The 26,443-nt window shown below is 72.6% G+C and carries 18 protein-coding genes; 10 read left to right on the forward strand and 8 right to left on the reverse strand.

Annotated elements, in window-relative coordinates; translation table 11 throughout:
* Nucleotides 1-58: 58 nt before the first annotated feature.
* Complete coding sequence (locus BCD49_RS16195; RefSeq protein ID WP_241832343.1) at nucleotides 59-2,377, reverse strand: protein kinase domain-containing protein; 2,319 nt, start codon at nucleotides 2,375-2,377, stop codon at nucleotides 59-61.
* A 528-nt stretch (nucleotides 2,378-2,905) separates the two neighbouring features.
* On the opposite strand from BCD49_RS16195, the gene BCD49_RS16200 reads away from it, so the two are divergent.
* The 3 genes from BCD49_RS16200 to BCD49_RS16210 all read left to right on the forward strand — a co-directional run bounded on the left by BCD49_RS16200 (nucleotide 2,906) and on the right by BCD49_RS16210 (nucleotide 6,503).
* The gene (locus BCD49_RS16200) at nucleotides 2,906-3,619 is read left to right on the forward strand and encodes a GntR family transcriptional regulator (RefSeq protein WP_007519320.1); all 714 of its coding nucleotides are present in this window, start codon (nucleotides 2,906-2,908) and stop codon (nucleotides 3,617-3,619) included.
* A 367-nt stretch (nucleotides 3,620-3,986) separates the two neighbouring features.
* Nucleotides 3,987-5,633 carry an NCS1 family nucleobase:cation symporter-1 gene (locus BCD49_RS16205; protein WP_007519322.1) on the forward strand — a complete coding sequence of 549 codons (1,647 nt, stop codon included), beginning with the start codon at nucleotides 3,987-3,989 and terminating at the stop codon, nucleotides 5,631-5,633.
* Nucleotides 5,634-5,642: 9 nt separating this feature from the next.
* A complete protein-coding gene (locus BCD49_RS16210) occupies nucleotides 5,643-6,503 on the forward strand; it encodes an aspartate/glutamate racemase family protein (protein WP_241832337.1) in 861 nt (286 codons plus the stop codon).
* 88 nt (nucleotides 6,504-6,591) lie between these two features.
* Here the strand turns inward: BCD49_RS16210 and BCD49_RS45860 are convergent, their stop codons facing one another.
* Nucleotides 6,592-8,565: an NYN domain-containing protein gene (locus tag BCD49_RS45860; RefSeq protein ID WP_063630159.1), complete on the reverse strand. Its 1,974-nt coding sequence runs from the start codon at nucleotides 8,563-8,565 to the stop codon at nucleotides 6,592-6,594.
* An 856-nt stretch (nucleotides 8,566-9,421) separates the two neighbouring features.
* Between BCD49_RS45860 and BCD49_RS16220 the strand changes: the two genes are divergently transcribed.
* The gene (locus BCD49_RS16220) at nucleotides 9,422-9,679 is read left to right on the forward strand and encodes a hypothetical protein (protein WP_007519328.1); all 258 of its coding nucleotides are present in this window, start codon (nucleotides 9,422-9,424) and stop codon (nucleotides 9,677-9,679) included.
* A 46-nt stretch (nucleotides 9,680-9,725) separates the two neighbouring features.
* On the opposite strand, the gene BCD49_RS16225 is transcribed toward BCD49_RS16220, so the two are convergent.
* The 4 genes from BCD49_RS16225 to BCD49_RS16240 form a co-directional block, all read right to left on the reverse strand.
* On the reverse strand, nucleotides 9,726-10,571 hold the full coding sequence (locus BCD49_RS16225) for an ABC transporter ATP-binding protein (protein WP_007519330.1): 846 nt from the start codon (nucleotides 10,569-10,571) through the stop codon (nucleotides 9,726-9,728).
* A gap of 128 nt (nucleotides 10,572-10,699) precedes the next feature.
* Complete coding sequence (locus BCD49_RS16230) at nucleotides 10,700-12,118, reverse strand: AAA domain-containing protein (protein WP_007519332.1); 1,419 nt, start codon at nucleotides 12,116-12,118, stop codon at nucleotides 10,700-10,702.
* Nucleotides 12,115-13,890, reverse strand: a complete 1,776-nt coding sequence (locus tag BCD49_RS16235; protein WP_007519333.1) for a hypothetical protein — start codon at nucleotides 13,888-13,890, stop codon at nucleotides 12,115-12,117. Before BCD49_RS16235 ends, BCD49_RS16230 begins: the two co-directional genes overlap by 4 nt.
* Nucleotides 13,887-15,101, reverse strand: coding sequence for a hypothetical protein (locus BCD49_RS16240; RefSeq protein WP_007519334.1), 1,215 nt, complete (start codon nucleotides 15,099-15,101; stop codon nucleotides 13,887-13,889). Before BCD49_RS16240 ends, BCD49_RS16235 begins: the two co-directional genes overlap by 4 nt.
* Nucleotides 15,102-15,463: 362 nt before the next feature.
* On the opposite strand from BCD49_RS16240, the gene BCD49_RS16245 reads away from it, so the two are divergent.
* From BCD49_RS16245 to BCD49_RS16265, 5 genes are all read left to right on the forward strand, one after another.
* On the forward strand, nucleotides 15,464-16,807 hold the full coding sequence (locus tag BCD49_RS16245) for an ABC transporter substrate-binding protein (RefSeq protein ID WP_083401485.1): 1,344 nt from the start codon (nucleotides 15,464-15,466) through the stop codon (nucleotides 16,805-16,807).
* Nucleotides 16,808-17,349: 542 nt separating this feature from the next.
* The gene (locus tag BCD49_RS16250; protein WP_027140679.1) at nucleotides 17,350-18,693 is read left to right on the forward strand and encodes an ABC transporter substrate-binding protein; all 1,344 of its coding nucleotides are present in this window, start codon (nucleotides 17,350-17,352) and stop codon (nucleotides 18,691-18,693) included.
* Between the two features lie 391 nt (nucleotides 18,694-19,084).
* Nucleotides 19,085-20,440 carry an ABC transporter substrate-binding protein gene (locus BCD49_RS16255; RefSeq protein ID WP_007516402.1) on the forward strand — a complete coding sequence of 452 codons (1,356 nt, stop codon included), beginning with the start codon at nucleotides 19,085-19,087 and terminating at the stop codon, nucleotides 20,438-20,440.
* A gap of 472 nt (nucleotides 20,441-20,912) precedes the next feature.
* On the forward strand, nucleotides 20,913-22,265 hold the full coding sequence (locus BCD49_RS16260; protein WP_083401486.1) for an ABC transporter substrate-binding protein: 1,353 nt from the start codon (nucleotides 20,913-20,915) through the stop codon (nucleotides 22,263-22,265).
* Between the two features lie 264 nt (nucleotides 22,266-22,529).
* On the forward strand, nucleotides 22,530-22,955 hold the full coding sequence (locus BCD49_RS16265) for an allophanate hydrolase-related protein (protein ID WP_131803466.1): 426 nt from the start codon (nucleotides 22,530-22,532) through the stop codon (nucleotides 22,953-22,955).
* Between the two features lie 69 nt (nucleotides 22,956-23,024).
* Here BCD49_RS16265 and BCD49_RS16270 read toward each other — a convergent pair whose 3' ends face one another.
* Nucleotides 23,025-23,750, reverse strand: coding sequence for a DUF4232 domain-containing protein (locus tag BCD49_RS16270; RefSeq protein WP_007516405.1), 726 nt, complete (start codon nucleotides 23,748-23,750; stop codon nucleotides 23,025-23,027).
* A gap of 156 nt (nucleotides 23,751-23,906) precedes the next feature.
* Between BCD49_RS16270 and BCD49_RS16275 the strand changes: the two genes are divergently transcribed.
* Nucleotides 23,907-25,601, forward strand: a complete 1,695-nt coding sequence (locus BCD49_RS16275; RefSeq protein ID WP_007516406.1) for an ABC-F family ATP-binding cassette domain-containing protein — start codon at nucleotides 23,907-23,909, stop codon at nucleotides 25,599-25,601.
* Between the two features lie 206 nt (nucleotides 25,602-25,807).
* Here the strand turns inward: BCD49_RS16275 and BCD49_RS44125 are convergent, their stop codons facing one another.
* Nucleotides 25,808-26,386, reverse strand: coding sequence for a hypothetical protein (locus BCD49_RS44125; RefSeq protein WP_007516408.1), 579 nt, complete (start codon nucleotides 26,384-26,386; stop codon nucleotides 25,808-25,810).
* Between the last annotated feature and the right edge of the window lie 57 nt (nucleotides 26,387-26,443).

Raw genomic sequence — 26,443 nt, forward strand, 5'->3', positions numbered from 1 at the left:
CTGCCGGACGTCGGGGCTCCCAGCCGTGTCGCTGCGCCGCCATAGCGGCTACGCCGAGCTACGACTCGACGGTGATCCACCGGATGCGGGCATCGCTGGCCGGCGCCCCGTCGCCGCCGCTGCCCTCCACGCCGGGGGCGACGAGTCCGTCGAGGACGTCGAGCCCGTCGATGACGTGGCCGACGACGGTGTAGCGGTCCGCCATCTCCTCCCGGCCTTCGTTGGTCGGGTCGGCGTAGCTGATGACGAACTGGCCACCGTTGCGCCCGGAGGAGCCTCGGACGACCGCGATCACGCCCCGGCGGAAGTCGCTGGGCGGGTGCTCGGCCTCGTAGGCGAAGCCCGGCGCGCCCGACCCGGTTCCCGTCGGGTCGCCGCACTGGAGGATGTAGTAGGCCTCGTTCGGCCCGTCCGTCTGGCGAGGGCAGAGGCTGTCGTCGTAGTAGCCGACGCCGGCGAGGTGGCGCAGCGCGTAGACCGCGCACGGGGCCAGTGCCGCGTCCAGCTCCGCGGTGATCACGCCGCCGCTGGTCTGGATGACCATCATCGCGGTGCCGGACGGCACGCGCTCCAGCGACGGCGGGGCCGGCGCGACGGGGCCGCGGGCCTCGGCGGCGAGGTACCGGCACTRCCCCGCCACGCTCACCACGGCGCYGGTGCCGCCCGTGCTCTTGGGCCCGGTCTGCGGCGTCGTGCTGCCGCCCGGAGAGACCGGATGCGTGCCCACTGGCGTCGTCGCCGCCGGCTGCGTGTGTGTGGAGGCGGGCGCCCCTTCGTCGTCGCCGTGGGTGACGAGCCGGACCACCACCAGGGAGACGGCGACCAGCACCAGCACCACCGCGATGGCCACGACCGCGACGAAGCCCGCGCCGACCGGGCCGTGGCGGGGACGTCGCCAGCCGTCGTCCGGGGCCGGCGGCCCTCCCGGCCCGCGCCCGCCTGTCGACGGGCGGGCCGGCCCGGGAGGAGCACCGGTCGGCCCATGGCCGCCCTGGCCGAGCGCCAGCGGGGATGACGGCGGGCCGGACGACTGCGGTGGCGGTCCCAGCGGCCCCCGCGCGCCGGCTGGCATCCCCGGCGGCAGCGACATCCCCGGGTGTCCGGGTGGCGCCGACTGCGGCGGAACGCCCGTCGGCGGCGGAGCACCGGTCGGCATCGGCCCCGCCGACGGCAGTGGAGCCGCGGGCCGGCCGAGGACCGGCAGCGGACCAACCGGGGGGCCGGCCGGCGGCGGCCACTGGCGGGCGGGCCACGGCGCGAGACCGGGGGCCTGACCGGGGCCAGGTCCGGGGCCGGTCGCGGGGCGAGGGGCGGGGGCGTGGACGGGCCCCGGCGGCGCGGCGGGCGCCATCGGGGGAGCAGGAGCCATCGGGGCCGGCTGCGGCGCCGCGCCCGTGGGCGCCGACACGGCCGCCGGCGGCAGGTAGGCGCGGATCGGCCACTGGCGGTCGAGCACGAGCAGCACACCGCGCGCCAGGTCCGCGTCCGTCTCGGGCGTCCAGCCCCGCTCCCCCTCGCCCCCGGCCGCCGGGTCCGGGAAGCCGTCCTGGGTGGCCGGCGCGCTTCTGCCGGTGGCACTGGCTCCGGCCCAGTCGGGGCCGAGGACGAGTGCCAGCAGCCTGCGCAGCAGCTCCGCCGCGTCCGGCCGGGCCGCGGCGTCCTTGCGCAGCGTCTCGCCCACCAGCCCCGCGAGGTCCTCCGGGATGCCGGCCAGGTTCGGCGGGTCGTGGCGCACCCGGAACAGCACCGCGTCGGTGGGGCCGGCGCCGAAGGGGGTCCGCCCGGTCGCCGCGTAGGCCACGGTGCAGCCCCAGGCGAACACGTCCGCGGGTGGCCCGACGACGTCGATGCCGTTGAGTTGCTCGGGGCTCATGTAGCCGGGGGTGCCGACCGGGGTGCCCACCCGGGTGAGGACGGTGACGTCGGTGGCGAGCGCGATCCCGAAGTCGACGACCTTGGGACCGGACTGGGTGAGCAGCACGTTGCCCGGCTTGAGGTCGCGGTGCACGACGCCGGCGCGGTGCACGGCCAGCAGCGCCTCGGCGAGCCCGACCGCCAGCGTCCGCAGCGACGGCCCGGTGACCGCCCCGTTGCGCAGGATCCAGTCGGCGAGCGTGGGCCCGGCGAGGAACTCGGTGGCGAGGTAGGGCGGATACCAGTCGGGGTCGGCGGCATACACCCGGGCGGTGCACACGCCCCGCACCCGGCGCATCAGCTCGATCTCGCGGCGGAACCGGGCACGGAACTCCGGCGCGTCGGCCAGCTCCGCGCGGATCACCTTCACCGCCACCGGCGTCTGCCCGAGCACGCCGTAGTAGACGATGCCCATGCCGCCGGCGCCGATCCGCGCCATCAGCGTCGTCGGCCCCAGCCGCACCGGCAACGCGATATCCTGCACGCCGACCGCTCTCCGATGCTGTCTAGACCCGTCGCTGTCCCGACCGTCGCGCCGCGCCGGCACGGCGCGACCACCGCGCCGCGCGACGCCCTGCCTGTCGGCGCCGTGCCTTCCCCGTCGTGCCCGGCCCCGTTCCGCGCTGTTCGTGGTCACATTACCGCCGGGGCGTCGGCGTGAACTGCCCTGGAGCGCACCCGGTCCGACACCGCAGGCGTCTCCCCGTTGGCGGCCGTTCGCGACTTCTGGCTCGTGAGCCTGGCGGGCCACCCGGTGGGACGAAACCGGGCCGCGGCGCCGTGCCTGGCGCCGCTGTCGGGCATTCGAAAACCGCCCTGGCCGGGCGGGATGTCAACCGGTGGATATCGAACTGCCGACGGTCCGAAACAGTCGACGGCTATCGTCGCGCCGCACGTGCGCGTACCGAAGGTCGGGGGCCGATGGTCCGGCCGGACGGCGCCGACGCGGTCTCGCGCCCGCCGGCCCGTCCCGAGCGGAAGGACGGGCGAGATGCGGATGCCACGGCCGAGCGCGGCCTGGGTCGGGACGCTGAACACCGACGCGCGGGGATGCGGCTCCGTCCGCGAGGTGATCCTGCGCGAGGTCAAGAGGGTCGTCCTGGACGGCGCGGCGGCACCGGGCTCCCCCGTCCCCGTCGACGAGGTCGCCGCGCACTACCAGGTGAGCCGGATACCCGTCCGCGAGGCCTTGATGAGCCTGGTCGGCGAGGGGCTGGTCGTGCACCGCGCCCGCGGCGGTTACACGGTCGCGGCGCTCACGCCGGCGGAGATGCGCGAGTTCTACGTCGTGCGGGAGGTGCTGGAGGCCGCGGCGCTGACGGCGGCGGTGCGGCGGGCGACGGCCGAGGACGACGCGAGGGCGCTTGCCGCCCATGAGGCGATGGCGCGGGCGGTCGAGACGGGCGACTCGCGCGGCCACCACCGGGAGAGCCGCCGTTTCCACCTCGCGCTGGTCGGTCCCGCCGGGATGGCCCGGCTGGAGCACATGTACATCTCGGCCTGGAACGTCACCGAGCCCGTCCGGCCGATGGACTACGCGTCCCGGGATGCCGTCGAGGCGCTGGTCACCGACCACGAGCGAATGCTGCGGGCCTTCGTCGACCGCGATGTCGACACATTGTTGGCCGCGTCACGTGCGCATCATTCCCGCCTGCAGACCGTCGTCGCGGCGCTGCCCGAGGAGTCAGCCCGATTCCCCGCCTGAACCGCGCGCGGCCGGCATCCCAGCGCCGGCGCGCACGAGCACGAGCACGAGCACAGATATATCTCGCCGTTGACGGTGGTGAAACAGCAAGATCCTAGCCTGACTCCAGGCACGCCGGCCGCCTCGCCCGACCATCGCACACGCCCAAGCACCGGTCCCGAAGCCGATTTCCGCGCGTCTTTCCCTGTCCTGTCCGCCGCCGCGGAAATCCGTGCGTGGGTGGATTCTCCGCGCGCCCACACGCGGAGAATCCACCCGCGCGCGGCCAGGTGGCGGCCGGAGAAGACGCGGGAGATCCGCGGCGGGAACGCCGCCAGAGCGCCACCCGCCAGAGCGCCACCAGAGCCAAGTAAGGAAGTGAGCGAGAATGAGCGAGCTCGCCGCGGTTCCCGGCCCGCCGGGCGTGACCGCCGGACACGACGACATGGTAGAGGCCGCGGGCATGCCCATCGGCGCGGGCCTTCTCAAGCCGGGGTATGACCCACGGCTGGCAAACGAGGACCTGGCCCCGCTGCGCAAGCAGACCTGGTCCTGGTACAACATCTTCGCATTCTGGATGTCCGACGTGCACAGCGTCGGCGGGTACGTGACCGCCGGCAGCCTCTTCGCCCTTGGCCTCGCCGGCTGGCAGGTGCTCGTCGCGCTGGTCGTCGGCATCACGATCGTGAACTTCTTCTGCAACCTCGTCGCGCGGCCGAGCCAGCAGGCGGCCGTCCCCTACCCGGTGATCTGCCGAGCACCGTTCGGCGTGCTGGGCGCGAACGTCCCGGCCATCATCCGCGGCCTCATCGCGGTCGCCTGGTACGGGATCCAGACCTACCTCGCCTCGGCCGCCCTCAACGTGGTGCTGATCAAGCTGTGGTCGGGCCTCACCCCGTACGCCGACGTCGACCAGCACGGCTTCCTCGGCCTGTCGACGCTCGGCTGGATCACCTACGCGGTGCTGTGGGTCCTGCAGGCGGCGGTGTTCTGGACCGGCATGGAGACGATCCGCCGGTTCATCGACTTCTGTGGCCCGGCGGTCTACGTCGTCATGTTCGCGCTCACCGGCTACCTCATCTACAAGGCCGGCTGGAGCGAGCTGTCACTGAACCTCGGCGGCGAGCGGTCCGGCAACGCCTCGACGTTCTCCCTGATGGCCGGCGCGATCGCGCTCGTCGTCTCCTACTTCTCGGGCCCGATGCTCAACTTCGGCGACTTCTCCCGCTACGGGAAGAACTTCGGCTCGGTGCGCACCGGCAACTTCCTCGGCCTGCCGGTGAACTTCCTGCTGTTCTCCCTCCTCGTCGTCTTCACCGCCTCGCTGACCGTCCCGGTATACGGCGAGCTCATCACCGACCCGGTCGAGACCGTCGCCCGCATCGACTCGACGACCGCGATCGTCCTCGGCGCGCTGACCTTCACCATCGCCACCATCGGCATCAACATCGTGGCGAACTTCATCTCCCCCGCGTTCGACTTCTCGAACGTCAGCCCGCAGCGGATCAGCTGGCGCGCCGGTGGCATGATCGCCGCGGTCGGCTCGTTCCTCATCACGCCGTGGAACCTGTACAACAACCCCGACGTCATCCACTACACGCTGGAGACGCTGGGCGCCTTCATCGGCCCGCTGTTCGGCGTGCTTATCTGCGACTTCTACCTGATCCGCAAGAAGGTGGTCGTCGTCGACGACCTGTTCACCCTCAGCCCGCGCGGCACCTACTTCTACCGCAAGGGCGTGAACCCGCCGGCCGTCATCGCGACCGCCGTCGGCGCCGTCATCGCCGTCATCCCGGTGGTGGTTCCCGACTCGGCCGTCGGCTGGATGGACACCGCCGCCCAGTACAGCTGGTTCATCGGGATGGGCCTGGGCTTCGCCGTCTACTACCTGCTCGCCAGCCGCTCGGCGGTCACCGCGACGTCGCTGCGGCCGGCCGGCGACCCAGCCAGCGACCCGGCCGCCGCGGCCACGGCCGCGGCGAGCATCCCGGCGCAGCCGACGCCGAACCCGGCGCCGGTCGCGCCCGAGGCATAGCCGCCCCCGATGCCCACGACGCAGGAAGAGCGGCCCGCCCTGACCCCGGGGGCCGCTCCCGCGGCCGAGGCGCACCCCGCGACCGCGGCGGGCCCTGAAGGCTCCTCGACCGCCCCGACCGGGCCGTTGATCAGGGTCATCAACCCGAACACCTCCCGCGCGATGACCGAGCTGATCGGCACCAGTGCCCGGCAGGTGGCCCAGCCCGGCACCCGGATCGAGGCGACCAGCCCCGCGATGGGGCCGGCGTCGATCGAGAGCCACTACGACGAGGCGCTCGCCGTGCCCGGCGTGCTGGCCGAGATCGCGCGCGGCGAGGAGGCCGGGGCGGCCGGCTACGTGATCGCCTGCTTCGGCGACCCTGGTCTCGACGCGGCCAGGGAGCTGGCCCGCGGCCCGGTCATCGGGATAGCCGAGGCGGCGATGCGCGCGGCGAGCTTCCTCGGCCGGTCGTTCGGCGTGGTGACCACCCTCGGCCGCACCCGCGGCCGGACGTGGGACCTGGCCGACCGGTACGGCCTGCGGGTGCTGTGCTGCGGCGTCCGGGCCTGCGAGGTGCCCGTGCTGGAGCTGGAGACGGACCCGCTGGCGAGGGCGAAGGTCCTCGCGGAGTGCCGCGCGGCGGTGGCCGACGACGAGGCGGAGGTGATCGTTCTCGGCTGCGCAGGCATGGYCGACCTGTGCCAGGCGCTCACGGCCGAGCTCGGCGTCCCGGTCGTCGACGGCGTGGCCGCCGCGACCGTCCTCGTCGAGGGCCTGATCCGCCTTGGCCTGGCCACCAGCCAGCGCGGCGAGTACGCCGCGCCGCCGCCCAAGCCCTACACCGGCCTGCTCGCGCCGTTCGGAGGCGCCGGCCAGTCGTCTCACTGACCCCGCGCCGCCATGCCCTTCGCCGTGTGACCCACCGGACGGACGCCGGTTGAGGTCGGGCCGCCCGTCCGTGGACGGCGGCCAGGCGTCACGCGCCGGCCTGTCCGACCAGGTCAGGGCTGGAGGTGACGGGTTCGGCGGGAGCGGCCAGCTCGGCGGACCCCGCGAGCTCTGCGGACCCCGCAAGCTCGGCGGACTCAGTGGCGCTGGCGGAAGCGGCGGGGGCGGCAAGGTCGGCGGACCCGGCAGGTTGAGCGGGAGAGCCGGGCTCGACGGACCCGTCGGACGCAGCGGCCCCGGCAGACTCGGCGGGAGTGGCGGGAGCAACGGACGGGTTGTCGACGAGGACGGGCGCGTCGACGATCCAGGCGCGCAGGTGGGCCATCTCCTCGACGGACAGCTCCATCCGGGCGTTCTGGCAGAGCACGACGGCATTGTCTGCGAACGCGCAGGCCAGCGTGCCCGCGTCGTCGCCCGGGCGCGGCGGCCGGCCGGCGTACAGGAGGCCGTTGAGGACGAAGTTCACCGCGCCCCGGCCGACGTGCTCGCCGCGCTGGGCGCACCGGTCGCGGACGGCGCGTGAGGTGCCGGTCCGACTGAACCCGTGCCCGCCGACCTCGGCGGCGAGCTCCTCGAACAGCGTCCGGAACTCGCGCGAGGACAGCCGCGGGATGTCGGTGACCTGAGAGATCCGGTTGACGAGGTCGGCGCGCGGGCCGTCCTGGTCGGACTGGCCCGTGCCGGACGCCTGGCCACTGGGCGGTGGGCTGTGCCTGCGCGGATCGTAGATGTACTCCGGCGCGGCGGAGATCGCGAGCCCCGGCAGGTCGGCCTGGGCTAGCAGCTTCTTGAACGAGCCGGTGCCCGCCCAGCCGTCGGTGACATCCTGGCCGAGGTCCGCGCGTACCAGCTGGGCGGCCGAGGCCAGCGTGATCGGCCGGTCGGACGCGACGACCAGTTCGTGGACCCTGGCGGCGATGACCCGGCGCAGCTGGCTGTCGTACTGGCCGTTCGGCGGGGCCGGGATCGGAACGAACCCAGGGGCGGGCGGGTGCGTCGGCACCGGGGAGAGCAGGGGGGACAGCGCGGGCGACGCGGCCGGGGGCCGTGGCGAAGCGAGGGGACGCCCAGACGCCGATAAGTGTCCCGGGGTGAGGTCCGTGGAAGCCGATAAGGACCGCGGCGGGCCCTCGGTGTGTGATCCCCACCGCCCGTCGGCCACCGCTCCGGCGGCGGCCGGGTCCCCGGGCGCCGGGCCGCTCGCCGGACGGCTCGCGCCGGACGAGTCCCGGTGCGCATCGGAGGTCACCTGGCCGGCGTGGACGAGCGCGGCCGGCTCGCCCGGATGCGCCCCGGCCCCCGACAGCGCGGCGACCTGGCCGGCCGCGTGACCGATCCCGTTCAACGCCGGGGCGGTGTCGTGGGCGTGGGCATATCCGTGCGCGCCGGCGTAGCCATGAGATCCGCCGTAGACCTGCGCGCCGGCGTTGCCGACCAGCGGCCGGGACTCGGCGGACAGCGCCTCGTCGATGAACGCGTCCTCACCGACGACGTGGTCGCAGGCAGCGCGGAACGCCCTGGCCGACGGCCCGCTGGTAATGATCACCGTTCGGCGGTCGTGGGCGCGTAACCGAAGCATGACCGGGGTGTAATCCGCATCGGCCGACAGCAGAATGACCTCGTCGAAACGGGTCGGATGGACGAGGATGTCCAGAACATCGATGACGATGTGAATGTCGGCCGAGTTCTTCCCCGCGGCGGTGAGCGGCGGACAGTCGACGACGTGGAAGCCCGCTCGCGTGAAATACGCCCGGTAGCGTGCGGAGCTCACCGGGTTCAGATAGCAGTACCGGATGAGAAGGTCCCTGCGGAAGTCATCCGTCGCGAGCGCTGGATAGCCGAGCTTCTCCAGCCAGCCGAGCCAGCCCTGCGGATTAACCGCGAACCGGTTGGCGGCGGCGGGATCCAGCCGCTGCAGCCCCATGTGGATGTTCTCGAAGTCGACGAACAGGGCGCTGCGGACCCGTAACGGGACCTGCTGCCCCTCACCCACCGCGTTCATGTCGGCCATCGTGCCGGATCGAGCCGCGCCAACCAAGTCTCGCGCGCGCCAATCGAAGGAGCCGTTCACCCAACATCGACATAACGTGACTAATTGGACGCTCCACGTTCCGATCTGACCCCTCGGCCGCCAGAAGACCCTTCCGGTTCTGCCGATGGTAACGAGGAGGACACACCCGAAGGACTCGGCGGTCATCCAGCCGCCGACGGTGGGGCCTCCGGCTCACCGGCCCCGCCGACCGACGTGCGGGCTCCGCCCCGACCGGACCCCCTCCGAGCGAACCCCTGCTGACCGGCCCCTGCCCGGCCGGGCCCTCGCGCGCCGCGTGGCTCACCGCTCCGGCGCCGACCGCCGCGGTACCACCCACGGTCACCCGGTCGCGCCGTGCGGGTGGTGCGGCCCACCTGTCCAGCGCGGTTCTCGCGGACCGCGCGCAAACGGCGTCGGTCGTGGGCCATTTGCCGGTTTCCCCGCCGCGGACTATCGTCGCCTCCGCGCCGCTCACCGGGGCACCCGTGACAACCGATGGCCATATCCGGCGCGATGGTTGTCCGGCACCCGACCGCCAGGCGCTATTCCCACCATCGGACGCTCACTAAATCGCGCGGCGCGCGGGAACACCATCCTTACCGCCTCGTCTGTCACCCGGCATCGCGCCGCTGGACGATTTCCGGCTTCACCCAGCGATTTTTCCCGGCCGCCCAAGCTCCGCCGACGTGCCCGAGGCAAACCACGTTGCCTCGGCTCGCCGGCACCTGGCGGCGGCCGTCCGTCCCCACCAGCGTCGAGCGGGACCTCTCGGACCGCTCGGCGGCTCCAGCTGCCAGGTTCCGGTCAGGTCCCCCGAGGAGTCGCGATGACCAACATCCGTGCCCGCGTCCAGGGGCCGGGCGGCACACAGCTGCTCTGGCTGCTCGCCGTCGCCGCCGGCTGCCTCCTGACCTGGGCGGCCTGCGCCGGCGTCGGCTCCCCGTCCTACCGCACCTGCGCCGCCGCTGCCGCCGTCGCCGCCCAGCCAGCGACCGCCGGGTCGGCGTCCGCCGGGGTGGCGACGCCCGACACACCCGACACACCCGCCGGCCAACCCGCCAGCGCCTGCGGCCCCGCCAGCTGACGCCGTCCGTGGCGCCTCCACGAAGCCGCTCGGCGGACGCCCGTCCTCAGCGTTCCGGGGACCGGCGGCGGCTCGCGAGGGAGCGGCCCGCGTGGGCACGGGCGACGAAGCGGCCGTCGAGGCGCGCGACCCGGATCGGGTGGCCGAAGCAGTCGCTTACCCGGTCGGTGGTCAGCACCTCGTCGATGTCACCGGACGCGACCACCTCGCCGCCCCGCAGCAGCAAGGCGTGCGTGGAGCTGACCGGGATCTCCTCGAGGTGGTGGGTGACGAGGACGCTCGCCAGGTCGGGATGCTCGGCGCGCAGCTCGTCGAGCCCGGTGAGCAGCTGCTCACGGGCGGCCACGTCGAGTCCGGTCGTCGGCTCGTCGAGCAGCAGCAGCCGGGGGCGGGGCATCAGCGCGCGGGCGACCAGCGCCCGCCCGCGCTCGCCCTGCGACAGGTCGGGCCAGCGCGCCTCACGGATGCCGTCGATGCCGAGGAGGTCGATCAGCTCGTCCGCGTCGCGTTCCTGCTCGGCGGACGGCCGCCAGCGCGGAACCAGGTCGATCGTGCTGGTCGCGCCGGTGAGGACGACCTCGCGCACGGTCAGCGGCGACAGCAGCGGGTGGCGCGGGTTGACGTGCCCGATGTCGGCGCGCAGTGCCCGGACGTCGACCTTGCCGAGCTGGCGGCCCAGCACCCGCACCGTGCCGCGCGTCGGGTGGGTCACGGCGCCGAGCAGGCCGAGCAGGGTGCTCTTGCCCGCTCCGTTCGGCCCGAGCAGCGTCCAGTGCTCCCCGGCCCGCACGGTCAGGTCGACCCCGCGCAGCAGGTACCGCCCGCCCCGGGCCAGGTCGACCTTCTCGGCCCGCAGCACCTCCGCCGGCGCCGAGCCCGCCCCGTCCAGCATCGCCGCCGCCTTCCCGCCGCACGCAACCTCGGCCCTCGACCCTATCCAGCTCCGCGGCCGCCGACGCCGCCCGCGCTGTCCAGCGTCCGACACGCACCGTGGTGATTCCCGCGCCGAGCCGGGTGGTGTCAGAGCCTGACCGCGTGGCGTTCCAGGTGGGCCAGCACGGCCTGGTTCGCGGCCCAGCCGTCGGGGAAGCGGACCGGCTCGTGCAGGTGGACGGGCCCGCCGGACGGGTGGGTGTCGAGCAGGTCACGGATGCCGGCCCGGGCGACGACGACGCACGCCTGCCGGTGCCGCGACGCCAGCACGCACAGCCGGCCGGCCTCCAGGTGGAACGCCGTCGCGTCCCGGCGGCCCGACAGCGGGTGCAGCACCACGGTCACGTCGTACTCCCGGCCCTGCAGCCGATTGGCGGTGTCGACCACGACCCCCGGCAGGTCCTCGCCGAGCGCGGCGCGGACCGCGGCCGCCTGGTCACGGTGGGCGGTGCCGATCGCGATCCGGCTCGCCGTCACCGGGTGTGCCTCGCCGCCGCGGTCGAGCGAGCGGGCCACGGCGCCGCGGGCCGCCAGCCGGCGGGCGACGTCGGCGACCGCGCGCACCGCTTCGGCATCGGTCCGTGGTGTGTGCCGGGCGGGCAGCTCCAGCAGCCCCCACCCGGTCGCCGCGGCCACGTCCAGCACGTCGTCGACGGCTCCGGCCGCGGTGCCACCCCGAGCCACGTTCGAGCCGGTGGGCCTGGCGCTGGCCGAGCCGGGGCCGGGCGTGCCGGTGAAGGTGAGGAGGCGGTCGCCCGGGCCGTTGCCGGTCCGGAAGCCGGTGAACGGGTAGAAGGCGTCGGCGACGACCCGTTCGGCGCTGCGCGGCAGCCGCCACGAGACCGGCAGCCGGTGCACAGGCAGCTCCGGGTTGCTGCGCAGCAGAACCGCGACGGCACTCTGCATCGGGTCCCAGGTCAGCCCGCGCCAGCGGTCGTTGTCGACGGTGGAGAACGGGTCGAGCTGGCCCGGGTCGCCGACGAACAGCGCCTGCTCGAACAGCCGGGCGATCGCGAGCAGCGCGTCCGAGCGCATCTGGTAGGCCTCGTCGACGATCGCCCACCGCCAGGCCCGGTCCTTCACATAGGCCCACTTGGCCGCCGTGGCGATCACGACCTGCGGGTCCCCCATCGTCCGCAGGTCGCTGCCGACGGCGACGTTCGGCAGCCCGTCGATCCGCGGCGGCGCGACGTAGCCGGCACGGCCGAGCCGGCCGACCCGTGCCTCGGGCGCCCGGTCGGCGAGGTCCGCGGCGAGCCGCTCGACGAGGTCGTCGACCTGCTCGTTCGTCTGCGCGACGATCATCAGCGGCTCGTCAGCGAGCGCGAACTCGGCCGCGGCCCGGACCACCAACGTCGACTTGCCCGCCCCCGGCGGCGAGTCGACGACCACTCCCCTGTGCCGCCCCGAGCGCAGATCCGCCAGGATCGCGTCGGTCACCCCCGCGGCAAGCCTGCCTGGGTTCTCGCCCGGAGCCTCGCCGACGCCCCCCGGCTCGGGCGTCATGCCCACATCTCCTTCGCGTCGCCCTCGGTGGGCTCGTAGGACGTCGGCGGGCCGCCGTGGGTCCATGGGGTGTCCTCGGGCGCGGGCAGGGCGGCGGAGAACGCGCCGTCCGGCAGCACGCTGGTGTAACCGATCGCCTCGCCCACCTCCGGGACGCTGCCCGGCGGCGGCACCTTGGCCCGGCCCATCCCGCCGCTGAGCTCCAGCGACACCAGCAGCCCGCCCGCCGCCGGCTCCAGCGACATGATCACCCCGACCTGGCCTGGCCGGGTGGGCGAGCAGACCTTCGTACCGAGCGCAAGCCGGACCGGGTCCACCGTGAGCACCTCGACGACGGGCCTGGTGACCAGCGATCCGCGCTCGTTCGCGATCCGGCGGTCCCGTTCGGCGGCGACCACCGTGCCCACGAACGCCTCGCCGGTCACCCGGTAGTTCGCGAACACCAACGGGTCGTCGAAGGCCTGGTCGGCCTCGTAAGCGGCAAGCTCTCGTTCCAGCATGGCGAGCCGGCGGGCCGCGGCGACCGCGCCGTCGCGGCGGGCCTGCGGCAGGCCGCCGTCCTCGTCCCGCAGGTAGGTGTAGTACGAGCTGAACCGCGCCCGGTCCCGCTCCCAGCGCCGTGGCACGGAGGCTGCCTCCGGCAGCTCACGCAGCCGCCGGACGGCCCGCCACATCAGCCCCCACGTCGGCTCGACCTGCCCGCGCACCGCCCGCGCGATCTCGTCCCGGGCGCGCAGCCACGCCTCGACCGCCGCGCCGGGGGCACCGGGGGCACCGCGCCACGACGGCGCGACACCGCGGCGGCTGTCGATGACGTCCGGCCCCGCGCCGAACGGGTCGGGAGCCCCGGCGGCCCCGGCCTGCGCCCGCATCAGCGCGACCGCCTCGTCGTAGGCCGCGATGGCGGGCGCGAGCACCCGGTTGTCGAACTGGGGGTCGGTCGTCGGGCCTGCCGGTGGCCAGGCCAGCGGGTCCTCGGCCAGCCGGGCGGCCTCCGGGCCGGCAAGGGCGGCCGGCGGGTCGATCCAGGCCAGCAGCGCGGCGAGGTTCGCGTCCTCCAGGGCGCTCTGCCCGGTCGCCCAGTGCAGCGCCAGCGCCTCCGTCATCGCGACCAGCGCCGACGAGCCCGGGTGCTCGGCCCGCTGGGCGAGAAAGGTCAGCCAGCGGCCGAGCAGCGGCACCCCGGCCGGAACGGCGTACTCCCCGGCCGCCGAGCGAAACCGGGTCGACCGGCCGAACAGCCGGATGAACTCGACGCCGGCCCGGTTGGGCACCAACACCTGCGGCGCGGCGAGGAACCGCTCCGGCCCGGCGGCCTCCGCCGCGGCCAGCGCGTCCTCGTCCGCGCGCAGGTCTCCGGCGGCGCCGCCGAGGGTTCCGGGGGCGGCACCGGAGCCGGCCAGTGCCGTCGCCTTGCCGGCACCACCCGGCGAGGACCTGTCAGCGGACGGCTTCGGCACCCGCGGGGCGCCCACCGGCTCGCTGCCCGCGGCCGCGCACCGCTCCACGTGGTCGAGGAGAAGGTCCCCGAGCAGGCCGGCGAACGCGAACCGCAGGTCACGGTCGCGTGGCTGCGGGACGACGAGCAACGTCGCGTCGAGCTCGTCCGTGCCGATCATCGCCGCGAGCGGCGCGTTCGCCTCGCCGGCCATCGTCAACGGCACGAGCACCAGCGGGGCCTGGGCGAGATGGACGTGCCGCACCGATGCGACCGGCTGGGCGAACCCCGTCTGGACCGCCAGCGCCCGCGCATACGCGCCGATCACGCTCATTCAGCGTCCCCGCCGGCTTCGGCCAGGTCACCGGCCCCCGCCTCGCCACCGGGCGTGCCGGGTGCGCCCGGCACGCGCGGCATGCCCGGCACCGACCCAAGCGCCTCGGCGTACACCCGCGCGGTGGTCCGCAGCATCGCCGCCGACTCGGCCAGGTCGTCGTCGGGCGTCGCCGTCCCGTGCGCGAGCCCGAGCGCCTCGTCGACGGTCTCCACCCCGCCCAGCTCCTCCCGGACGCCGACCCCGAGCGCGGCCGTGCGCCCGGAGGCCTCCCGCCGGCAGAAGAAGGCCAGCTCGCACGTCGACAGGCACCCGGGCGCGTAGCGCGCCGTCACCTGGCCAAGCGCCGCCGTCAACGCACCCGCCGCCATGACCGGCGCCCCGGCGCCGTCGTGTCCGAGATCGAGCGCCAGGTCGTCCGGCAGGGCGTCGAGCAGGGTGTCGATCCGGGTCAGCCGGGCGAGCTGATGCTCCAGCACGATCAACTGCCGACGGACGTCGAGGCGCACCGCGACCGGAACGTTGGAGAAATCCTTCGGGCAGACGAGCACCACCTCGTGTGAGACGGCGTCGTCGCGGCCGAGCAGCCGGCGCAGCGCCAGCACGTAGACGGCGGACTGGACCGCCGCCGCCGCGACCTTCTCCCCGTCCGCCTGCCCGTCGATCACCGGGAACGACTTGATCTCGACGACGTGGAACGCCCCGCCGTGCTGGAACGCCACCAGGTCCGGCTCCAGATAGACGTCCTGCCCGGCCACCTCGAGCCGCAGCAGCGGATGGTCGAACAACGCCCCGTACACGCCGCCCTCGTCGCCCGGTGCATCAGCCAGCCGCTCCCTCGCGGCGACGTGTCGCGCGGCCAGGCCGTCCGCGGAATCCGCCGCGCCGAGGTCGGTGTACGCCGCGTCGCGCAGGTCCAGGCCGAGCACGTCCTGAAGCAACCGCAGCAGCTCGGCGCAGCCGTCCGCCTTGACCTGCCGCTCGAACGCGTTGCCCCGCACGATGGCGAACCGTGACTGYCCGAACGCCGCCGGGAAGTCGACCCGCTCCGCGAGCCGCTCCTTATCGACCCCGGCCGCGTCCAGTACCGCCCGTCGCGCGCACCCCGGGTTGCTGGTCAGCGCCGCGATCGTCCGGGCATTGTGCCGCCGCGGCGGCTCGGACCCCCGGATGCGCCCCAGCCGGGCCTCGGTCTTGCCCTCGTGCCGCACTCGCCGCCTCCACCTCCCCGGCACTGTCGCGGCGGTGATCGCCGTCCCTGCGCCTGGCCCGTCACCTGGACCGACTCTGGTGGATCAAGCGTCTCAGACRCCGCCCGAGCGCACGCACCCGCCACCGCCTGTACCCTGCAATCGGCTTCTATTGACGCCGACGTCAGAATCAAGTATTCACATGCAGCACCATGTTTCGACCGCTCGGTCCAAACAACCTAGTTCCATCGACGAACCATCGGCGAACCCGTAGCGAGTCGTACCCGAACGAACAGGTGTCCGGGAGGCCCTGCCCAGCGGCCAGTTACGCCTCGCGCACGAGTCTGGCGATCTTCGCGATGACAACGTCCAAGGTGGGAAACATGTCGTATCCCTGGAGGTCGGCCAGCGGGCGAACGCCCGAGCAGCCGCTCCGGCCCGTCGCCTCCACGCAGTCGTCCACCCGCCCGACCGCGTTAAGGCTGACTGGCGTCGCCGTCCTGGCCGCGAGCCTGGCCTTCGTGTCGGCCTGCGGCGGCGGCTCCGACGACAAGGGCGACTCCACCCCAGCGGCCAGCGCCTCCGCCGGGGCGGACGACATTCTCGGCCCGGTGGCGAAGGCCACCGGCGCGGCCGTCAAGATCGGCGTGATCACGGACGGGGCCAGCCCGACCGCCGACCACACCAACGACAACAAGGTCGTCGAGGCCACCACCAAGTACCTCAACGAGCACAAGTCCGGGATCGCCGGCAGGCCGATCGAGGTCACGATCTGTGAGACCCTCGGCGACCTGTCGAAGGCTGGCGACTGCGGCAACCAGATGGTCGAGAAGGGCGTCTCCGCCGTCCTCATCGGCACCTCCGGCGTCGTCGAGGCCGCCTGGAAGCCCCTGAACGACGCCAAGATCCCCGTCATGCTCTACGGCTCCAGCGACCCCGCCCTGCTCGCCAGCACGACGACCTTCTCCCTGGGTGACCCGGAGTTCCCCGTCATCGACCTGCCGATCCAGGTCGCGAAGGACAAGGGCAACAAGAAGGTCTCCGCCATCGTCATCGATKTGCCGGCCGCGCTGCACTCCGCGCAGGACATCGCCCCGCCGCTGTTCCAGAAGGCCGGCATCGGCTACAACCTGGTCCGCGTGGCACCGGGCACGGCCGACATGACGCCGCAGATGYAGCAGATCGTCTCGAACAAGTCCGATGAGGTCTTCATCATCGGCAACGACTCGTTCTGCATCAGCGCCATCAACGGCCTCAAGGCCGTCGGCTTCACCGGCACCATCAGCGCCATCTCCCAGTGCATCACCGACTCCACCCGCAAGGCGGTACCGGGCGCCACGCTCAAGGGCATGGTCGTCAGCGCCACCGCCCCGCTCGGCCCGGACAGCCCGTCGATGCAGCTCTACACCAAGGTCGCCGAGACCTACGGCAAGGACGTCGACCTCAGCTTCCAGGACAGCATGATCATGTTTATGATCATGTCCGGCTTCCAGGCATCTCTGGACGGCCTCTCGGGTGACGTCACTCCGGCGACCATCACGGCGGCCATCAAGGCGATGAAGGAGACCGAGGTTCCCGGCGGCGCGGGTCTGAAGTTCCGCTGCAACGGCAAGGCCTATCCCGCCACTCCGGCCGTCTGCGTCCGGGGCGGCCTGACGACGACCCTGGACAGCAAGGGCAAGCCCGCCGAGTACAAGGTCCTCGGCAACACCCCGATCGAGGGCTAGCACGCCCCGCCCGACATCGATCCACCATCAGACCGGCACACCTGCCGGACGGGACTCGTCAGCGTCCCGCCCGGCAGGTGTCCCGTCCCGAACGGCCCCGTCGCGTGCGACGGGGCCGTTTCGCGTTGCGCCAACCCCGAAAGGCTCAAGTCGTCAACCCCTGGAGGTTCAGGTCGTCGGGCCAGCGGCGATAACGATCATGTGCCTCGACGGCCCGCGTGGGTGGCRCAAGATCGGGCCGCCGGTCCCCCGACCGCCTGGCCACCGCCGGGAAAACGTGCAGGTCGCGGCCCCTTTCACGCGTCGGCGAGCCGTCATCTGTTGACGCCGACGTCGGAATCGAGTATTCACTTGCAGCACCACACTGCGACCATTTGGTCGCTGCACGCGCAACTCCATTGGCGAACCATCGGTGAACCCGCAGCGAGTCGTACCCGAACGAACAGGTGCCCGGGAGGCCTTGCCCCGCTAGCCAGTTACGCCTCGCATCCGGGTTTGGCGATCTTCGCAGTCACCCGACGTCCGACGACAAGGTGGAAAACATGTCGCATCTCTGGCGACTGGCCAGCCGGCGAACCCCCGAGCAGCCGCTCCAGCCCGTTGCATCCGCGCAGTCGTCCACCCGCCCGGCCAGGTTACGGTTGGCTGGCGTCGCCGTTTTGGCCGCGAGCCTGGCCTTCGTTTCGGCCTGTGGCGGCGGCTCTGGCGACAAGGACAACGCCACCCCCCCGGCCAGCGGCTCCGCCGGGGGCGCGGACGTTCTCGGCCCGGTCGACAAGGCAGCCGGCGCGGCCGTCAAGCTCGGTGTGATCACGGACGGGGCCAGCCCGACCGCCGACCACACCAACGACAACAAGGTCGCCGAGGCCACCGCCAAGTACCTCAACGAACACAAGGGCGGGATCGGCGGCCGGCCCATCGAGATCACCATCTGCGAGACCCTCGGCGACCTGTCCAAGGCCGGCGACTGCGGCAACCAGATGGTCGAGAAGGGCGTCTCCGCCGTCCTCATCGGCACGTCCGGCGTCGTCGAGGCCGCCTGGAAGCCGCTGAACGACGCCAAGATCCCGGTCATGCTCTACGGCTCGAGCGACCCCGGCCTGCTCGCCAGCCCGACGACCTTCTCGCTGGGCAACCCGACATTCCCGGTCATCGACTTCCCGATCCAGCTCGCCAAGGACGAGGGCAACAAGAAGGTCACGTCGATCGTCATCGACGTCCCAGCCGCCCTGCACTCCGCCCAGGACATCGCCCCGCCGCTGTTCGCGAAGGCCGGCATCGGCTACGAGCTCGTCCGCGTCGCCCCCGGCACCGCCGACATGACCCCGCAGATGCAGCAGATCGTCTCGAACAAGTCCGATGAGGTCTTCATCATCGGCAACGACTCGTTCTGCATCAGCGCCATCAACGGCCTCAAGGCCGTCGGCTTCACCGGCACCATCAGCGGCATCTCCCAGTGCATCACCGACTCCACCCGCAAGTCCGTCCCCGGCGCCACCCTCAAGGGCATGGTCATCAGCGCCACCGTGCCCCTCGGCCCGCCCAGCCCCTCGATGGACCTCTACACCAAGGTCTCCGAGACCTACGGCAAGGACATCGACCTCAGCTTCCAGGACGGCATGATCATGTTCACGATCATGTCCGGCTTCCAGGCGGCCACCCAGGGCATCACCGGCGACATCACCCCGGCGACCATCACCTCCACCATCAAGGCGATGAAGGAGACCGAGCTGCCCGGCGGCGGCGGCATCAAGTTCCGCTGCAACGGCAAGGCGGTCGCGGGCCTCGCAGCCCCCTGCGTCGTCGGCGGCCTGTCGACCACCCTGGACGACAAGGGCCAGCCCGCCGCGTACAAGGTCCTCGGCAACACCCCGATCGCCGGCTAGCACGCCACTCCGGCAACCGGGTCCAGCGGATCCAACAACCGCACCAGCGTGCCGGGCGGACGGCCTCGCCGAGACCCGCCCGGCACGTCCCCTCCCAGAACGGCCCCGTCCTGCGCGGCGGGGCCGTTCTGTGTCCCACCGCCTCCGCACGACCCCCGGCCAGGTCGCGGGCGTGTTGCCCCCTCCCCGGCGCGCCGCCGTCTGTTGACGCCGACGTCGGAATCGAGTAAGCACTGAACACACAATCGTGGCGGACATCACAGCCCGTCCTGCCACGCGACGCACACCACGTACAGCTAGGCCGGGACGTGCCACCCGGCCGGTGCCCACCGCCCCCATGGGCCGACGTGTTCCTCGTATTCACGCAACGTCCGACGACAAGGTAGGGGACATGCCACTCATTCGTGGACTGACCGGTCGACCAGCATCGGAACGGCCGCACCCGCGCGCCGATGTCACGCCATCGCACGCCCACCCCGCCGCGGCCTTACGGTTACGAGTCGGCGGCGTCGCGGTCCTGGCCGCGGCCCTCGCCTTCGTCTCGGCCTGCGGCGGCGGCTCCGACGACAAGAAGGACGACCCCACGCCGGCGGCCAGCGGCTCGGCGGCCGCGGGAGACATCCTCGGCGCGGTCAACAAGGCGACCGGCGCGCCCGTCAAGCTCGGTGTGATCACGGACGGGGCCAGCCCGACCGCCGACCACACCAACGACAACAAGGTCGCCGAGGCCACGATCAAGTGGCTCAACGAGCGCAAGGGCGGGATCGGCGGCCGGCCGATCGAGATGACCCTCTGCGAGACCCTCGGCGACCTGTCCAAGGCCACCGACTGTGGCAACCAGATGGTCGAGAAGGGCGTCTCCGTCGTCGCCATCGGCACGTCCGGCGTGGTAGAGGCCGCGTGGAAGCCGCTGAACGACGCGAAGATCCCGGTGATGGTGTACGGCTCCAGCGATCCCGGCCTGCTCGCCAGCCCGACCACGTTCGCCCTCGGCAACCCGACCTTCCCGGTCATCGACTTCCCGATCCAGCTCGCCAAGGACGAGGGCAACAAGAAGGTCACGTCGATCGTCATCGACGTCCCAGCCGCCCTGCACTCCGCCCAGGACATCGCCCCGCCGCTGTTCGCGAAGGCCGGCATCGGCTACGAGCTCGTCCGCGTCGCCCCCGGCACCGCCGACATGACCCCGCAGATGCAGCAGATCGTCTCGAACAAGTCCGATGAGGTCTTCATCATCGGCAACGACTCGTTCTGCATCAGCGCCATCAACGGCCTCAAGGCCGTCGGCTTCACCGGCACCATCAGCGGCATCTCCCAGTGCATCACCGACTCCACCCGCAAGTCCGTCCCCGGCGCCACCCTCAAGGGCATGGTCATCAGCGCCACCGTGCCCCTCGGCCCGCCCAGCCCCTCGATGGACCTCTACACCAAGGTCTCCGAGACCTACGGCAAGGGCATCGACCTCAGCTTCCAGGACGGCATGATCATGTTCACGATCATCTCCGCCATCCAGACCGCCACGCAGGGCATCACCGGGGACGTCACCCCGGCGACCATCACCTCGACTATGCGGTCGATGAAGGAGACCGAGCTGGTCGGCGGCGGCGGGATCAAGTTCCGCTGCAATGGCAAGGCCATCCCGGGCTCCCTGGCCACCTGCGTCCTCGGCGGCCTTTCGACGACCCTCGACGACAAGGGCCAGCCGAGCGCCTACAAGGTCCTCGGCAACAGCCCGATCGCGGACTAGCGCACAACTTCAACAGCTGAACTGGCCTGCCGGGCGGAGTCTCCCCAAAACCCCGCCCGGCGGGTCCCCTCCCTGAACGGCCCGTCGCTCGCGGCGGGCCGTTCGGTGTCCCTGCTCCCGGCGAAGGCTCTTCCAGGTCATGGTGGCTGGGGGCGATGACGATCGCGTCCCGCGGCCGACCCAGATCGTGGTGGGATCAGATCACCGGGACCGCCGACGCGAAGCGCCAGCTCAGCGTCCCTCCGCGACTCGGCGAGTCACCGTCTGTTGACGCCGACGTCGGAGCCGAGTAAGCACTTACTCCATCGCATTTCGACCACGCAATCGTGGCGGACCGCCTCAAGGCTGTCGCGACACCAACAAACACCACGTACAGGTAGGCCGGAGCGGTACCTCCCGGCCGCTGCCCACTGCCCCCATGGGCCGACCTGTTCCTGGTATCCGCGCAATGTCTGAAGACAAGGTAGGGGACATGCCACTCCGTGGACTGACCGGTCGACCAGCATTGGAGCGACCGCACCCGCTTGCCGCGGCGACGCCATCGCACACCCACGCCACCGCCACCTTACGGTTACGGGTAGCCGGCGTCGCCGTCCTCGCCGCCAGCCTGGCCTTCGTCTCGGCATGCGGCGGTGGCTCCGATGACAAGGGCGACTCCACGCCCCCATCGGCGAGCGGCTCAGCAGGCGCCGCCGACCCTCTGGGCCCGGTGGACAAGGCGTCCGGCGCACCGGTCAAGATCGGTGTGATCACGGACGGGGCCAGCCCGACCGCCGACCACACCAACGACAACAAGGTCGCCGAGGCCACCACCAAGTACCTCAACGAGCACAAGGGCGGGATCGGCGGCCGGCCGATCGAGATCACCATCTGCGAGACCCTGGGCGACCCGGCCAAGGCCTCCGACTGCGGCAACCAGATGGTCGAGAAGGGCGTCTCCGCGGCCATCATCGGTACGTCGGCCGTCCTCGAGCCCGCGTGGAAGCCGATGAGCGACGCCAAGATCCCCGTGGTGATCTACGGATCGGGCGAACCCGACGTGCTGGCCAGCCCGACGACGTTCGTCCTGGCTGACCCGACCTTCGGCATCATCCAACTGCCGATCCAGGTCGCCAAGGACGAGGGCAACAAGAAGGTCACCACCGTCGTCATCGATGTCCCCTCCGCGCTGCACTCCGCGCAGGAGGTCGCCCCGCCCCTGTTCCAGAAGGCCGGCATCGGCTACAACCTCATCCGCGTCGCCCCCGGCACCGCCGACATGACGCCCCAGATGCAGGGGGTTGTCGACAACGGCTCCGACGAGGTCTTCATCATCGGTAACGACTCGTTCTGCATCAGCGCCATGAACGGCCTCAAGGCCGTCGGCTTCACCGGCACCATCAGCGCCATCGCCCAGTGCATCACCGACTCCACCCGCAAGTCGGTCCCAGGCGCGACGCTGAAGGACATGGTCATCAGCGCCAACGTGCCACTCGGCACGGACAACCCGTCGATGAACCTCTATACCAAGGTCGCCGAAACCTACGGCAAGGGTATCGACCTCAGCTTCCAGGACGGCATGATCATGTTCACGCTGGTCTCCGCCCTGCAGGCGGCGACGCAGGGCATCACCGGAGACATCACCMCGGCGACCCTCACCTCCACCATCAAGGGCATGAAGGAGACCGAGCTGCCCGGCGCCGGCGGGATGAAGTTCCGCTGCAACGGCAAGGCCGTGGCCGACTCTCCGGCGTCCTGCGTCCGCGGTGGACTGGCGTCCACTCTGGACGACAAGGGCCAGYCCGCCGAGTACAAGATCCTCGGCACCAGCCCGATCGAGGACTAGCACACAGGTCCAACATCAGTACCTGAACCGGCCCGCCGGGCGGGGCCTCGACGAGATCCGCCCGGCGTGTCCCCTCCCTGAACGGCCCCGTCGCTCGCGGCGGGGCCGTTCAGCGTCGCGCGCCGCTCGCCGCCGAGGTGCTCCCGGTCCACGGCACCCGGAACCCCGGTGAAGGGCTGCCGGAGGGGCGGCATTGCCGAACGGGGCCGACAGTGTCAGACCTCCCAGTGGTCAATCGGTGGGAAGGCCGCGACGATGCCCGACGTGACCAATCCGCCGCGGCCCAGCCCGCCCGCCGAGCCCGAGGCGCCCGAGGCGCCGGTCCCGCTGCTCGTGGTCGGGGCGCACATGGCCGGCTTCCCGGCGCACGCGCGGATCAGCCGGCACGGCGCCGTCCCACTCGGCCGCGTGCGGACCACACCGGGCTACCGACTGCACGACCTCGGCGGCGACCCGCCGCGGCCCGGCCTGGTCCGCGACCCGGCCGTCGCCACCAGCGCGACCGGCGAGCTGTGGCTGCTCCCCCGCCCCGCGATCGCCGAGCTGCTGCTGGAGACCCCGCCCCCGCTCGGGTTCGGCTGGGTCGACCTCGCCGACGGCCGCCGCGTCCTCGGCTATCTCTGCGAGGCCGCCGCCACGGATGGCCGCCCCCTCGTGCCCGACGGCGACTGGCGCCGGCGCCTCCCCTGACGGACCGGGCGTCAGGAGCCGAGCCGCTGCCGGGCCGTGACTCCCGGCACCCGGTCCCCCGGCCGCGCGTCAGCGGGCCGCGGCGAGGCTGGTGACCTTGAGCTGGTGGACGGACGGGCTCTTGCAGGCCTGGCGGCCCTGCGGAACCGGGACGAGCAGGGCGACGGTGTTGTCGGGCGGGTAGATCCGAAGGTTCGCGGCACTGGTGAAGCTGCCCTCGGTGTCGCAGCCCGGAAGCACACCGGGCTGCGTGACCTGCACCGTGAACTGGGCCTTGCCGCCGCCCGCGAGGACCACCGCCGACCCGGCCTCCCCGGTCCGGTCGGCGGGGGCGCCAAGCTGGTTGCCGGCCGTGTCGACGAACGACACCCCGGGGTAGCCGCGCAGCGTGCAGCGCGCCGAGGAGTTGTTCGTCAGCGTGAGCTGGGTGTAGATCGTGCCGGCCGCGCCGTCGCTGCCGACGATCGCCGCGGCCAGCACCGACGCCGCACAGATGGGTACCGCTGGCGCGGTCGTCGCGGGCTTCGTCGTGCCCCCGCCGGACCCGTGCGAGGCCGACGCCGTCGGACCTGTCGAACCGCCTGCGCCCGGCGTCGCGGACTCGCTCGCCGGAACCGTCGGCGTGCCCACGGGCGGCTCGGCGGCGGAACCACCGTCGTTGCTGCAGGCTGTCACCATCACCGTCATCGTCACCGCGAGCACGGCGCCCAACGCCGCCAGCACCACCCGCCCGCCGGTCCGGTGCCCGCCGACGCGCCGTCCGACGCCCGTTCCCGTCCTGCCGCCCGCGTTCATCGAGTGCTCCATCCGCCGTAGTGCCCCCATGCTGCGCCACAACGGGACGTTCCCGCTTCGGTCAGACGACTCGGGCACACCCCCGCAAAGTCCCAGCGGTGACTGTCCCTCGCCAGCACCGCCGACGGCCGCGCGCGGGCGAGCAGAATGGGGGCCATGTCCGCCACCCTTGTCGCCTCCGAGTTGTCCGTCGTACGAGGGGGGCAGGTCGTGCTGGACGGCGTCTCGCTCACCGTCGCGCCGGGCGACCGGATCGGGGTCGTCGGGCCCAACGGCGTCGGCAAGTCCACGCTGCTGCGCGCGCTCGCCGGCCAGGTCGCGCTCGACACCGGCCGGGTCGAGCTCTCACCCCCGTCGGCGAACGTCGGCCTGCTGCCACAGGAGCCCGACCGCCGCCCCGGCGAGACGCTGCGCGCGTTCCTGGAACGGCGCACCGGTGTCGCCGCCGCCCAGGCGGCGCTCGACGAGGCGACCGAGGCGCTCACCGCCGCCCGCCCCGGCGCGGACGACGCCTACGCGGAGGCGCTGGAGCGCTGGCTAGCGATCGGCGGCGCCGACCTGGACGTGCGCGCCGAGCAGGTCTGCGCCGAGCTCGGCCTGCCGGCGGACGCGCTGGACGCGCCGACGACGGCGCTGTCCGGTGGGCAGGCGGCCCGCGGCTCGCTCGCCGCGGTGCTGCTGTCCCGCTTCGACATCACCCTGCTCGACGAGCCGACGAACGACCTCGACTTCGACGGCCTGGAGCGGTTGGAGCGCTTCGTCGCCGGGATCTCCGGCGCTCTCGTCGTCGTCAGCCACGACCGGGCGTTCCTCGACCGGACGATCACCAGCGTCGCCGAGATCGACCAGCACCGCCGCGACGTCACCGAGTACGCGGGCGGCTGGTCGACCTACCTGGAGGCGCGCGAACTCGCCCGTCGGCACGCCCGCGAGCACTATGACGAGTTCGCCGACACCCGCGCGAACCTCGTCTCCCAGGTGCAGCGCCAGCGCGAGCAGTCGGTGCGCGGGGCGATCCGGGCGAAGCGCAAGGTCCCGGACAACGACCGGTCGGTGCGCAGTTACAAGATCGAGGCGGCGACGAAGAGCGCGTCGCGCGTCCGCAATCTGGAGACCAAGCTGGGCCGGCTGGAGGAGGTCGAGGAGCCGCGCAAGGAGTGGCAGCTACGGATGACGATCGCCGCCGCGCCCCGTTCCGGCGACGTCGTCGCGGCGCTCGCCGGCGCCGTCGTCGCCTACCCGCCGGCGCCGGCACCGGCGGCGTCCGGCGACGAAGCGGCGAGCGGCGCGGGCGGGTTCCGGCTCGGCCCCGTCGATCTCACCATCTCCTGGGCGGACCGGATCGTGATCACCGGGCCGAACGGCGGCGGGAAGTCGACGCTGCTCGCGGCGCTGCTCGGCCGGGTGCCGCTCGCCACCGGTAAGGCGACGCTCGGCTCCGGGGTGCGCCTCGGCGAGGTCGACCAGGCGCGCGACCGCTTCCGCGGCGAGGAGAGCACGCTCGCGGTCGCCGAGCGCGCCACCGGCTGGGCGATGGCGGAGGTCCGCACCCTGTTCGCCAAGTTCGGCCTCAGCGCCGACCAGATGACCCGCCCCGCCGGGGCCCTGTCGCCTGGCGAGCGGACCCGGGCCGGTCTCGCGCTGCTGCAGGCGGTCGGCGTGAACTGCCTGGTCCTCGACGAGCCCACCAACCATCTGGACCTGCCCGCGATCGAGCAGTTGGAGTCCGCCCTCGACACCTACCCCGGCACCCTGCTGCTGGTCACCCACGACCGCCGCATGCTCGACGCCGTCCACGTCACCCGCCGCCTGGTCGTCGAGGACGGCAAGGTCACCGAGTCGACTGTCTGATGATCACCAGGTCGCCGGGTCGATGCCACGGGCCAGTTTGGCCACGTCGCGGCACACCCGTCCGTCAGCGAGCGGCCTGACCCAGGCCCAGGTCAGCCCAGGGTCGAACGGCCGGCCCGACAGGGAGCCGAAGCCGAGCCGTCCGTGTCGCGCCGGGGTGGCCTCCGAGCTTGAACTGTGGCATTTKGGCAGGTCCATAGGCAGGCCTATCCGACACAGTTCGCCCCGACCCCGTCGATGTGTGTCAGATAGGCGAGCCCAGAGACTGGCTGATCCGACACGATTCGCGTTTGCGCCCGCGCCTCGGCGGACAACCACCTCGTCCCGTCGCGCGTGGAGCTGGGCCAGGCTACCCACCCAGGCCGCGCGCGGCCTTCCACGGCCATTTCAGCCGTGTGCATCTGAACACCCTCTGCGATCATGCCGGGGAGGTCGACCGTGACCTGGACCGACTCGACGGGCGACGCTGCGAGCACCTCGTCCTTGCCGCGGTCCGCGACCGCACGGGCCACCTCGAGGACCGACTCGCAACGAACACAAGACCGACTGAGGTTCAGCCCGGACAGCGCGGGGTGTCGCTCGCGCTCGATCAGCCGCGCGTAGCCCGACCTGGTGGTCCATTCGTTCACCGCGCCCCAGCTCATGTGCACGGCGACGAAGTCGTCGCCGACAAGTGAGGACGCCCCGGCGGACAGCACAGGTTTCACGCCGTCGAGGCGACCCTGGCTGTCGCGGACCGCGGCGTTGCGCTCGTCGCCGGGCGGCTCGCCGTGCGCGGCGAGCACCGAGCCGAGCGTGACGCCGTGGGAGTGCTCCTCGTGGTTCCAGACAGTGAGGAACGT

This window comes from Pseudofrankia sp. EUN1h (assembly GCF_001854645.1).
Lineage (GTDB): Bacteria > Actinomycetota > Actinomycetes > Frankiales > Frankiaceae > Pseudofrankia > Pseudofrankia saprophytica.